Origin of the sequence: Arthrobacter sp. HY1533, assembly GCF_027568515.1 — a bacterium.
Lineage (GTDB): Bacteria > Actinomycetota > Actinomycetes > Actinomycetales > Micrococcaceae > Specibacter.
The window spans coordinates 23610-35440 of record NZ_JANKZF010000036.1 but is presented as its reverse complement, the minus strand read 5'-3'; the positions used below and the strand labels follow the sequence as shown (position 1 = coordinate 35440).

Annotated in this window: 9 protein-coding genes; all 9 read right to left on the bottom strand. The window is 67.4% G+C overall.

The window, feature by feature from the left end; translation table 11 throughout:
* Positions 1-207: 207 nt before the first annotated feature.
* Positions 208-2373: a primosomal protein N' gene (locus PCK14_RS17890; protein WP_442864758.1), complete on the bottom strand. Its 2166-nt coding sequence runs from the start codon at positions 2371-2373 to the stop codon at positions 208-210.
* 110 nt (positions 2374-2483) lie between these two features.
* Positions 2484-3686: a methionine adenosyltransferase gene (gene metK, locus PCK14_RS17885; RefSeq protein WP_269939874.1), complete on the bottom strand. Its 1203-nt coding sequence runs from the start codon at positions 3684-3686 to the stop codon at positions 2484-2486.
* An 85-nt stretch (positions 3687-3771) separates the two neighbouring features.
* Positions 3772-5043, bottom strand: a complete 1272-nt coding sequence (gene coaBC / locus PCK14_RS17880; RefSeq protein ID WP_269939879.1) for a bifunctional phosphopantothenoylcysteine decarboxylase/phosphopantothenate--cysteine ligase CoaBC — start codon at positions 5041-5043, stop codon at positions 3772-3774.
* A gap of 30 nt (positions 5044-5073) precedes the next feature.
* Positions 5074-5331 carry a DNA-directed RNA polymerase subunit omega gene (gene rpoZ / locus PCK14_RS17875; RefSeq protein ID WP_269939873.1) on the bottom strand — a complete coding sequence of 86 codons (258 nt, stop codon included), beginning with the start codon at positions 5329-5331 and terminating at the stop codon, positions 5074-5076.
* Between the two features lie 69 nt (positions 5332-5400).
* Positions 5401-6015: a guanylate kinase gene (gmk, locus tag PCK14_RS17870; RefSeq protein WP_269939872.1), complete on the bottom strand. Its 615-nt coding sequence runs from the start codon at positions 6013-6015 to the stop codon at positions 5401-5403.
* Positions 6012-6332, bottom strand: coding sequence for an integration host factor, actinobacterial type (gene mihF / locus PCK14_RS17865; protein WP_269939871.1), 321 nt, complete (start codon positions 6330-6332; stop codon positions 6012-6014). The genes gmk and mihF overlap by 4 nt, the downstream gene beginning before the upstream one ends.
* A gap of 125 nt (positions 6333-6457) precedes the next feature.
* Positions 6458-7333 carry an orotidine-5'-phosphate decarboxylase gene (pyrF, locus tag PCK14_RS17860; protein WP_269939870.1) on the bottom strand — a complete coding sequence of 292 codons (876 nt, stop codon included), beginning with the start codon at positions 7331-7333 and terminating at the stop codon, positions 6458-6460.
* Entirely contained in the window at positions 7326-10634 is a 3309-nt protein-coding gene (carB, locus tag PCK14_RS17855; protein WP_269939869.1) for a carbamoyl-phosphate synthase large subunit, read from the bottom strand. The genes pyrF and carB overlap by 8 nt, the downstream gene beginning before the upstream one ends.
* Positions 10634-11830, bottom strand: coding sequence for a glutamine-hydrolyzing carbamoyl-phosphate synthase small subunit (gene carA, locus PCK14_RS17850; RefSeq protein ID WP_269939868.1), 1197 nt, complete (start codon positions 11828-11830; stop codon positions 10634-10636). Before carA ends, carB begins: the two co-directional genes overlap by 1 nt.
* Position 11831 lies beyond the last annotated feature (1 nt).

The window sequence follows — 11831 nt, the reverse complement described above, 5'->3', positions numbered from 1 at the left end:
CCACATCCTGTGCAGCGCCACCGCCCCGGTCCCCGGGGACAACCACCGGAATACTCATACCCCCACACTACGCCCACCGTAATACAACCGCAATAGTTTTTAGAAAGAATGTTCTAACAACATATTCCGCCAGCAGACCCCGGGTCTCGGGTCTCGACAGGCTCGACCACCGGGAGACAGGCTCGACCACCGGGCGACCACCGTGGCCTAGAGGACATCCAAGCCGTCGCAGCGCACCTGCACAGGTGATCCGGTCCTGCGGGCAGCATTGGCTGCCTTGAGGGCCCGCATGTCGGCCGTGACCGTTGCGGCCAGGGAGTACGGGAACAGCAGGATGGTGCGGTAGTCGGGCGCCTCGGCATCGCCAGCACCAGAATGCACGGATGCGGAGGGCACCGCCGCCACTGGCGCGGGCCCTATGACGCGCACGGACTCCGGCAGCTTCAAGGCCACCCGGAACGCCTCGACGTCCTCCTCGCGGCCCGTCAGCGAGGCAAGCCGCATGGCGGGTGGCAGTCCGAGTTGGTGGCGCAGGGCAAATTCCCGCTCGGCGTGGCCGGCCGGGTCCCAGCGCACCAGCGCAGAGACCTCCACGGACTCCTCCGCCGTGACCACCACGATGCCGCCGTCCTTGGCGGGCCGGACCAGCGCCGCAGCGTTCAGCCAGCGGCGCAGGGTTTCTTCGCCGGCGCGCAGCGACTCACGCCGGAGCATGGAGTCGCCGTCGAGCAGCAGTGCTGCCGCATAGCCGTGCGTGGCCACAGGCTCGGCACCGATTGTGGCGACCACGATGGCCGGACGGTCGGGCACGGTTGTCTTGATGTGCTCGCCCGAGGAGGAAACCACGGCAACCGAAGGAAAGGCGCGGCCCAGTTCCTCGGCGGTGCGCAGGGCCCCAACGGAGATGGCCCGCAACCCCTGGAAACCGCAGGTGCTGCAGCTGAACGCAGTCTCGGCCGTGCCGCACCACTTGCACGTGACCATGACCGACGCCGAGCCGGGGGCACGCGCCTGCATGAGCGGGCCCGCACAGTGCCGGCACCGGGCCACCTCCCGGCAGCGCTGGCAGGCCAGTGCCGGCGCATAGCCTGTGCGCGCCACCTGCACCAGCACCGGACCGAACTTCAGCGCAGCCTTGGCCGTTTCCCAGGCCCGGTGTGGAAGCCTGGCCAGGGCGGCGGCGGGGTCGCGCTCCTGCTCGTAGGAATCCTGCGTGCTGATGACCCTGGCAACGGCCTTGCGCACCTCGGGGCGTCCGGCAACCAGCTCTTGCGCCCAGCCAGTGGCCACGAGCCGCTGCGACTCGCTGCTGCGGCTGTGGCCCGCCATCAGGACTGCGGCCCCCTCCACCTCGGAGCGCAGCAGCAACACGTCACGGCTGTGCTGGTACGGGGCCCGGCGCTCAACGTGCAGCTCGTCGCCGTCGTCCCAGCAGCACACCAGGCCCAGGTCTTTCACGGGGGCATAGGCGGCCGAGCGCGTGCCAATGACGATCCGCACGTCGCCGGAGAGGACGCGCAGGAAGTTGGCATAGCGGAGGCTGGGGCCATCGTCGGCCGTCAACTTCACATAGCTGTCCTCAGGCAGCACATCGGCGAAGGCCCGCTCCAGCAGTTCCAGGCTGCGGAGCTCGGGCACCACCACAATGGCGCCGCGGCCGGACAGCTGGCAGTAGGCCACTGCCTGGGCCAGCTGGTGGTGCCACGACTGGGGTCCATAGCCGTGCAAGGCACCCAGCACCGCCTTGGGGCTGTCGCCCATGGCCAGCCGGGTCAGGAAGTCCTCGGCATGCGGGAAGTCGGCAAAGAGCGAGTGGCCGGGCTTGGCGGGGGCATCGGGCTTGGCCTCCGAAGCGGAATCCCCTGCGGACTCCCCCGCCTTCTTCAGGTACACCTTCTCCAGGCTTGCCACCCGGGGCGGGACTGCCACGCGCAAGACGTCGGCCACGGTGCCGCTGTAGCGGGCCGCGACGCGCTGGGCCAGCTCCAGGACCTGCGGGGCCAGGACGGGGACGGCCGAGTACACGCGGGACAGCGGGACCAGCCGCGTGCTTTCCGATTCGGCGGCACGCTCCACCAGGAAGCCGTTGAGGTCCTGTCCGGAGAACTTCACCCGGACGCGCACGCCCGGCTGTGCCTCGGCGTCGAGCTCAAGGGGCACGGAATAGTCAAAGACACGGTCAAGGTGGGGCAGCTGCGAGTCGATGATCACGCGGGCCACCGGCAGGGATGGCGCCAGGACAACCCCGCTGTGGGGGTCGGCCACGCGCTCCTTGGCCACGAAGCCGCTCAGCAGGCTCAGCTGCACGCCGTCCTCGAGACCGCCATGGGAGAAAGGGCCTGCGTTGTGCGTGTCCACGGCGGCCCCTTTCATTCAGTTCAATGCGGCAACAATCAAGATCAGGAACTAGCCCTGAAACAAGCTAAGCACAGCCCGCCGACATTGGAGCCGGCAGGCTGTGCTTGCTGTGGAAAACCGGGTGCCTAGGCGTTGAAGAATGCCTTCAGCGCATCAACGCGGTCCAGGTTTTCCCACGTGAAGTCGGCGTCGTCGCGGCCGAAGTGGCCGTGTGCGGCCGTCTTGGCGTAGATGGGGCGCTTCAGGTCGAGGCTGTCGATGATGGCGGCCGGGCGCAGGTCGAAGATTGCCGCAATGGCATCCTCGATGCGGCGGGGGTCAACGGTTTCGGTGCCGAAGGTCTCAACATAGACACCCACGGGACGTGCCACGCCAATGGCGTAGCCAACCTGGACCTCGGCACGGGCGGCCAGGCCGGCGGCAACCACGTTCTTGGCAACCCAGCGCATGGCGTAGGCGGCCGAACGGTCAACCTTTGACGGGTCCTTGCCGGAGAAGGCGCCGCCGCCGTGGCGGGCCATGCCGCCATAGGTGTCGACGATGATCTTTCGCCCGGTCAGGCCGGCGTCACCCACGGGGCCGCCCACCACGAAGGGGCCGGCCGGGTTCAGGTAGGTGCGGATGCCGGACACGTCCAGGCCGGAGGCCGCCATGACAGGGGCAATCACGAATTCCTGCAGGTCGGCGCGCAGCTTTTCCAGGGCGGTGCCCTCGGCGTGCTGACTGGAGATGACAACGGTGTCCACCGAAACGGGAGTGTCGCCGTCGTAGCCAATGGTCACCTGTGTCTTGCCGTCGGGGCGCAGGTAGGCGAGCTCGCCGGACTTGCGGACGTCCGTCAGGCGCTCGGACAGGCGGTGCGCCAGGTAGATCGGCGTCGGCATGTAGGAGGCGGTCTCGTTGCTCGCGTAGCCGAACATGAGGCCCTGGTCGCCGGCGCCCTGGGAGTCGTACTTGTCCACCGCGGTGCCTTCACGGACCTCGAGGGCGTTGAACACGCCGTCGGAAATGTCCTGCGACTGCTGGCCGATCGAGACCGACACGCCGCAGCGGGCGCCGTCAAAACCGTTGGCCGAGGAGTCGTAGCCAATGTCCAGGATGGTGTTGCGCACGATCTGCGGGATCTCAACGTAGGCGTTGGTGGTCACCTCGCCGGCAACGTGGACCAGGCCGGTGGTGGCCATGGTCTCCACGGCCACCCGGGAATCGGGGTCCTCGGCCAGCAGCGCGTCAAGGATGGCGTCGCTGATCTGGTCACAAATCTTGTCTGGGTGGCCTGCCGTCACGGATTCGGACGTAAACAGGCGCAGGGGGTTCACTGAAGTCACTGTTCCACTCTACTGGTGATGGTGCAGCGCCCTGTCGGGGCGGGACACGGATTGTCATACATGTTGTGCTGCCGGGTCCGCAGCGCTAGCCGGTTCCAAGCCTCTGGGCAATGAGTTGCACGACGGCGTCAGCCACCTCGCGCTTGCTCCCGCCGGCCTGCACGGGGCTGGCCCCGTCGAGGGCCAGGATCTCCACGTGGTTGCTGTCCTGGCCAAAGACACGCTCGCTGCCGGTGTCGCCGGGGCCCACCTCGTTGACCACGAGCAGGTCACAGCCCTTGCGCTCCAGCTTGGCCTGCGCGTAAGTGCTCGCGTCGGCCTCGTCGTCGCCCGTCTCGGCCGCAAACCCGACAATGAGCTGCGTCTGGTTCAGCGCGGCCCGGTGGGCCACCACCTCGGCCAGGATGTCCGGGTTGCGCACCAGCGTGATGACGGGGTCGGCCACGTGGTCGCGCTTTTTGATCTTGCCGGTGGAAATGCTGGAGGGGCGGAAGTCCGCCACGGCCGCGGCCATGATCACGACGTCGGCCACCCCCGCAGCGGCAAGGGTTGCCGAGCGAAGTTCAAGGGCTGTCTCAATGGCCTGGACCTTGGCCCCGGCGGGAGCGGGGACCTCCATGGGTGCGTGAATCAAGGTCACGTCGGCGCCTGCGGCAAGTGCGGCCTCGGCCAGGGCTGTGCCCTGCTTGCCCGAGGAGCGGTTGCCCAGGTAACGCACGGGGTCAAGTGGTTCCCGGGTGCCGCCGGCCGTGATGAGCACGCGGACGCCGGCAAGGACGCCCGCAAGCGCGCCGGGCGCTTCCGGTTCGGGGGTGGCTGCGGCAGGGGCGCCCTCCCCCACCAACGCCATGGCTGCGGCGAAGATCACCTCGGGCTCGGGCAGGCGGCCGGGACCCGTGTCGGGGCCGGTCAGGCGCCCCACAGCCGGGTCCAGGACGTGCACGCCGCGCGAACGCAGCGTGGCCACATTGGCCTGGGTTGAGGCATGCTGCCACATTTCCGTGTGCATGGCGGGGGCAAAAAGCACGGGGCCCCGGGCCATGAGCAGGGTGGTGGTCAGGAGGTCGTCGGCGTGGCCGCCGGCCGCCCGGGCCAGCAGGTCCGCGGTGGCCGGGGCCACCACGATCAAATCCGCCTCATGTCCAATCCGGACATGGTTGACCTGGTCCACGGCGTCAAAGACATCGTTCGTGACGGGCCGCCGGCTCAGCGCCTCCCACGTGGCGGCGCCCACGAATTTCGTGGACGCCTCCGTGGGGATGACTGTGACGCGGTGGCCGGCCTCGGTGAAGAGGCGCAGCAGCAGGGCCGACTTGTAGGCGGCGATTCCGCCGCCTACACCCAGAACAATGTTCAGCTCAGACACCGTGGCTGTGGTTGCGCGTAGTTACGCGGTCTCGACAGGCTTGGAAACCAGCAGGCCCTCGTCGATTTCGCGGAATGCGATCGAGAGGGACTTCTCGTTCAGGCGGGTGTCAACCAGGGGGCCAACGTACTCGAACAGGCCCTCGTGGAGCTGCGCGTAGTAAGCGTTGATCTGGCGCGCACGCTTGGCACCAAAGATGACCAGTCCGTACTTCGAGTCGGCAGCCTCAAGCAGCGAGTCGATGGGGGGATTGATGATGCCTTCGGGCTGTGTAGTCAAGTGATTCTCCAAAAAATCGAAAGGATGTTGTGCTGGCCAAACGGTGCGGAACGGGTGGGTTCCGCGCGGTCAAACGTTGTGGTGGGGGGTGAGCCCCATCAAGTCAACCAGCGCAGCTGCAGCACGGCTGACATCGTCATTGACAATGACGTAATCGAACTCCGGCGCGGCAGCAAGTTCCAGTTTAGCGGTTTCCAGGCGGCGCTGCTGTTCCTGGGCTGTTTCGGTGCCGCGCCCCACAAGGCGGCGGACCAATTCGTCCCAGCTGGGCGGGGCCAGGAACACGAAGTCGGCCTCCGGCATGGCCTCCTTGACCTGTCGCGCGCCCTGCAGGTCGATCTCGAGGAGCACAGACTTGCCGTTGGCCACGGCGGCCTCGACGGTGCTGCGCAGGGTGCCGTAGCGGTTCACGCCATGGACCACTGCCCACTCCAGCAGCTCGCCGTCGGCCACGAGGGAATCGAAGTCGTCGGCGGCCTTGAAGAAGTAGTGCACGCCCTCTTCCTCGCCGGGGCGGGCCTGGCGAGTGGTGGCGGAGACCGACAGCCACACATCCGGGTAGTTGTCCCGGATAAAGGTGGACACGGTGCCCTTGCCCACGGCCGTGGGGCCGGCCAGGACGGTCACGCCGCTGCGGGGCTTGGTGCGCTCGGTGTTCTCGCCGGGCACCTCCACGGCGGTCATGCCTTGCCCGCCAGGTAGTCCAGGAGGGCCCGGCGCTGGTGCACGCCCAGGCCGCGCACCCTGCGGGTTGGGGCTATCCCCAGCTCGCTCATGATCACAGTTGCACGTACCTTTCCAATGCCCGGGAGGGCTTCGAGTAATTCACACACTTTAAGTCGGTCAAGGGCAGGTTCGCCCGCGGCCGCGCCAAGCACGGCGGCAACGCTCATCTGCCCTGTCTTCAAATCTTGTTTTGCCTGGGACCTCAAGGTCCTGGCGGCAATGGCCTTGCTCCGTGCGTCCGCGCGTTCTTCGTGGGACAGATGCGGCAAATTCACGAAACGTAACTCCCCTTTTGACGGCTGTCCCCGGTGCGGCTTGCGAACAAGGCTGTTGTTCGAACTTATCCGCACCGGGGAAGCAAATCAATCTGCGCCGGCACCTTGGTGCCGGCGCAGGCCGGCTACAGACCGGCCAGGGTCTCCTGCGTGGCGGCCCGCAGCGCTGCCACATCCGGGCCGGCGGCCAGGATGCCGCGGCTGGAGGTGGCCAGCACGGCCGGGTAGGCCGCACCGAAGGTGGCCCGCATGTCGGCACCCGTGGCGCCCTGGGCGCCCAGGCCCGGGGCCAGCAGTGGCCCGTGGACGGCGGCCAGGTCAATGCCCAGCTGTTCCAGGGCGTTGCCCACGGTGGCGCCAACCACCAGGCCCACGGAGCCCAGGGCGTCCTGGGCGTAGCGCTGGTTTTCGACGGCGGCGGCCTGGGCAATGCGCTTGGCCACCGACTCGGCACCGCCAACGTGCTGGACGCTGGCACCTTCCGGGTTGGAGGTCAGCGCCAGCACAAACACGCCGCGGCCCGTGGCCGCCGCGAGGTCCAGTGCAGGGCGCAGCGACTCAAAGCCCAGGTACGGGCTCAGCGTCACGGAGTCGGCCGCCAGGGCCGAGCCGTCGCGCAGCCATGCGTCGGCGTAGCCGGCCATGGTGGAGCCGATGTCCCCGCGCTTGGCGTCGGCAATGGTCAGCACATCCGCCTGGGCTGAGGCTGCGAGCAGCTCCTCCAGGACGGCCAGGCCGGCCGAGCCGTGGCGCTCATAGAGCGCCACCTGCGGCTTGATGGCGGCCGCCAGGGGGGCCACCGCCTCCAGCACTGTCAGGGAGAAGCTGCGCAGCCCCTGGACGGAGTCGTCCAGGCCCCACGCGGCCAGCAGGCCCGGGTGCGGGTCGATGCCCACACACAGCGGCCCGCGGGCCCCCATGGCGGCGGCAAGCCGCGCACCGAATGCCGCCCGGCCGCCGGTGGTCGAGCCAGTCGAGACCGAAGCGTCCGCGCTAGGCATTCTGGGCCGCCAGACCTGCCGCCAGGACCACGGCGTGCTCCTGCAGGCTCGTGACGTCCCACTCGTAGGAGCGCAGTGCCTCCATGGCCTGGACGGCCACGTTGAACTCGGCCACCGTGGTGATGCAGGGCTTGCCATTGGAGACGGCTGCCGCGCGGATCTCGTAGCCGTCGCCGCGTGCCTGGCCACCCGTGGGGGTGTTGAAGATCATGTCGATCTCGCCGTTGTTGATCAGGTCAACAATGGTGCCTTCACCTTCAGCGGAGCTGCCTTCGGCGATCTTGCGGACCGTGGTGGAGGCAATGCCGTTGCGGCGCAGCACGTCGGCGGTGCCGCCCGTGGAGACGATCTCGTAGCCGAGGTCGGCGAGGCGCTTGACGGCCATGATGATGGAGCGCTTGTCGCGGTTGGCCACCGAGACAAAGACCTTGCCCGAGATGGGCAGGGCGTTGTTGGCCCCGGCCTGGCTCTTGGCGAATGCCGTGTCAAAGTGCTTGTCGATGCCCATGACCTCGCCCGTGGAGCGCATTTCCGGCCCGAGCAGGGAGTCCACCACGTGGCCCTCGACGGTGCGGAAGCGTGCGAACGGCATGACTGCTTCCTTCACGGCGACCGGGGCGCTGTCGGGCAGGTTTCCGCCGTCGCCCACCTCGGGGAGGATGTGGTGGACGCTGCGCAGGTGGGCGATGGACACGCCAACACCGATCAGCGCGGCGGCCTTGGCCATCTGCACGCCCGTTGCCTTGGAGACGAACGGCACGGTGCGCGAGGCACGCGGGTTGGCTTCCAGGACGTACAGGATGTCCGAGGCAAGGGCGAACTGGATGTTGATCAGGCCGCGCACGCCCACGCCTTCGGCGATGGCGCGGGTTGCCTTGCGGACGCGCTCCTGCACGTCCTTGCCCAGGGTGATGGGGGGCAGCACGCAGGCGGAGTCGCCCGAGTGCACGCCGGCCTCTTCAATGTGCTCCATAATGCCGCCGAGGTACATGTCCTTGCCGTCAAAGAGCGCATCGACGTCAATTTCAATGGCGTCTTCCAGGAACCGGTCGATCAGGACCGGGTGCGCCTCGGTGATTTCGGTGGCGTTCTTGATGTAGCGGGACAGGTTGGCCTCGTCGTAGACGATTTCCATGCCGCGGCCGCCGAGCACGTAGGACGGGCGGACCAGCACGGGGTAGCCAATTTCATCGGCGATCTTCTTGGCGTCGTTGAAGGACACGGCCGTGCCGTTCTTGGGCGCAATGAGGCCGGCCTCATCCAGGACACGGGAGAACATGCCGCGGTGCTCGGCCAGGTCGATTGCCTCAGGCGAGGTGCCGAGGATGGGGACACCGGCGTCGGCCAGTTCCTGGGCCAGCTTCAGCGGGGTCTGGCCGCCGAGCTGCACGAAGACGCCCATGACGCCGCCGGTGCGCTCCTCGGCTGCGATGATTTCCAGCACGTCTTCGAGCGTCAGCGGCTCAAAGTACAGGCGCGTGGAGACGTCGTAGTCGGTGGAGACGGTTTCCGGGTTGCAGTTGACCATGACGGTCTCGTAGCCGGCCTTGCGCAGTGCCATGGAGGCGTGGACGCAGGAGTAGTCGAACTCGATGCCCTGGCCGATGCGGTTGGGGCCGGAGCCCAGGATGATGACGGACGGCTTTTCGTGCAGCGCAATCTCGTCTTCCTCATCGTAGGAGGAGTAGTGGTACGGGGTGTAGGCGGCGAATTCCGCGGCGCAGGTGTCCACCGTCTTGTACACGGGGCGGATGTTCAGTGCCTGGCGGACGCCGCGCACCACTGCCTCGGAGTTGTTCGTCAGGGCGCCGATCTGGGCGTCGGAGAAGCCGTGGCGCTTGGCCAGCTTCAGCATTTCCGGCGTCAGGGCGGTGGACTGGCGGATCGTGGCCGAAACCTCGTTCAGCAGCACCAGCTGGTCAAGGTACCAGGGATCGATGCCGGTGGCCGCGTACAGCTCTTCCACGGTGCCGCCGCCCAACAGGGCGCGCTGGACCTGTGACAGGCGATCGGTGGTGGGGCGCTTGGCGGCCTCGATCAGATCGGGCACATCGAGGGCGTTGACCGAGGAGAAGTCAAGGCTGGCGCCCTTCTGCTCCAGGGAACGCAGCGCCTTCTGCAGGGCTTCGGTGAAGTTGCGGCCAATGGCCATGGCCTCGCCCACGCTCTTCATGGTGGTGGTCAACGTGGGGTCCGCCGCCGGGAACTTCTCGAAGGCGAAGCGGGGAACCTTGACAACAACGTAGTCCAGGGCCGGCTCGAAGGAGGCCGGGGTCTTCTGGGTGATGTCGTTGGGGATCTCGTCCAGCGTATAGCCGAGGGAGAGCTTCGTGGCGATCTTGGCAATGGCGAAGCCGGTTGCCTTGGAGGCGAGTGCGGAGGAGCGGGACACGCGCGGGTTCATCTCAATGACGACGACGCGGCCGGTGTCGGGCTCGATGGCGAACTGGATGTTGCAGCCGCCGGTGTCGACGCCAACCTCGCGGATGACGGCGATGGAGATGTCGCGCAGGTTCTGGTACTCGCGGTCCGTCAGGGTCATGGCCGGTGCCACGGTGATGGAGTCGCCCGTGTGGACGCCCACCGGGTCAAAGTTTTCGATGGAGCACACAACAACGACGTTGTCGTTCTTGTCGCGCATCATCTCCAGCTCGTATTCCTTCCAGCCCAGGATGCTCTCTTCGAGCAAAACCTCGGTGGTGGGGCTGTACTGCAGGCCCTGGCCTACAATGCGCTCCAGGTCCTCGGGGTTGTAGGCCAGGCCGGAGCCCAGGCCGCCCATGGTGAAGGAGGGGCGCACGACCATGGGGTAGCCCAGGTCCTTGGCGGCCTCGAAGGCCTCATCCAGGGTGTGGATGATGTGGCTGCGGGCCGATTCGGCGCCGCAGCGCTCAACGACGCCCTTGAACTTTTCGCGGTCCTCGCCGAGCTCGATCGCGGCGATGTTGGCGCCGATGAGTTCCACGTTGTACTTGGCCAGGACGCCGTTCTTGTCCAGTGCGATGGCCGCGTTCAGGGCCGTCTGCCCACCCAGGGTGGGCAAGATGGCGTCGGGGCGTTCCTTGGCGATGATCTTCTCGATGACCTCGGGGGTGATCGGCTCAACGTAGGTGGCGTCGGCGAACTCGGGGTCGGTCATGATGGTGGCCGGGTTGGAGTTGACCAGGATGACCCGCAGGCCCTCCTCGCGCAGCACGCGCAGGGCCTGGGTGCCGGAGTAGTCAAACTCGGCGGCCTGGCCGATCACGATCGGGCCGGAGCCAATGACCAATACTGACTTGAGATCTTCCCTCTTGGGCATTACTTGTTTTCCTGGCTCTGTGCGGTCTTGCTCTGTGCGGTCTTGTTCTCGGTCATGAGGCTGATGAACCTGTCAAACAGGTACGCGGCGTCGTGGGGACCGGCTGCGGCTTCGGGGTGGTACTGCACCGAGAAGGCGGGGATGTCCAGGCAGGCGAGTCCTTCGACCACCTGGTCGTTGAGGCTGATGTGGCTGACCTCGACACGGCCGAAGCGTTCCTCGGGGGCCTGTGAGGGCCCGTCCAGGGGTGCGTCGACGGCGAAGCCGTGGTTCTGGCTGGTGATTTCCACCTTGCCCGTGGTGCGGTCCATGACGGGCTGGTTGATGCCGCGGTGGCCATAGCGCAGCTTGTACGTGCCAAAGCCCAGGGCGCGGCCCAGGATCTGGTTGCCGAAGCAGATGCCGAAGTACGGCACGCCGGCGTCAAGGAAGCTGCGCACGAAGGCGACCTGGTTGTTGGCGGTGGCGGGGTCGCCGGGGCCGTTGGAGACGAACACGCCGTCGGGGTTCAGCGCCTGGGCTTCCTCGAAGGTGGTGGTGGCGGGCAGCACGTGCACGCGCACGCCGCGCTCGGCGAAGCGGATGGGCGTCATGCCCTTGATGCCAAGGTCCAGGGCGGCGATGGAGAACAGCGGCTCGCCTTCCCAGCCGTGGTCCGAGGGCTCCACGACATAGGCCTCGTCAACGCTGACCTCTTCGGCCAGGCGCAGGCCGGCCATGGCGGGCTGCGCCAGGACCTCAGCCAGCAGTTCCGCTTCCGGGCGGGCGGCGTCGGTGCCGGAGAAGATGCCAGCCTTCATGGCGCCGCGTTCACGCAGGTGGCGGGTGATGGCGCGGGTGTCCACGCCCTGGATGCCAACGATGCCCTGGGTGGAAAGCTCGTCGTCGAGCGTTCCCTCGCTGCGCCAGTTGGAGGGGCGGCGGGCGGCATCGCGGACAACGTAGCCAGCGGCCCAGATGCGGGTGGATTCGTTGTCGGCCGCGTTCACGCCGGTGTTGCCGATGTGCGGTGCCGTCTGGACGATCAGCTGGCGGGCGTAGGAGGGGTCCGTCAGGGTCTCCTGGTAGCCGGTCATGCCGGTGGTGAAGACTGCCTCGCCCAGGGCCGTGCCCTGTGCGCCGTAGCTGGTGCCACGGAAAGTGCGGCCGTCTTCCAGGATCAAAAGTGCCTGTGCAGGCATGGTTGCATCACTCATT

Bases quoted from the DNA above. Each gene is read 5' to 3' on its own strand.
- PCK14_RS17890 (WP_442864758.1), bottom strand. From the start codon at position 2,373: ATGAAAGGGGCCGCCGTGGACACGCACAACGCAGGCCCTTTCTCCCAT.
- gmk (WP_269939872.1), bottom strand. From the start codon at position 6,015: ATGACCGCCGTGGAGGTGCCCGGCGAGAACACCGAGCGCACCAAGCCC.
- pyrF (WP_269939870.1), bottom strand. From the start codon at position 7,333: ATGCCTAGCGCGGACGCTTCGGTCTCGACTGGCTCGACCACCGGCGGC.
- carB (WP_269939869.1), bottom strand. From the start codon at position 10,634: ATGCCCAAGAGGGAAGATCTCAAGTCAGTATTGGTCATTGGCTCCGGC.
- carA (WP_269939868.1), bottom strand. From the start codon at position 11,830: ATGAGTGATGCAACCATGCCTGCACAGGCACTTTTGATCCTGGAAGAC.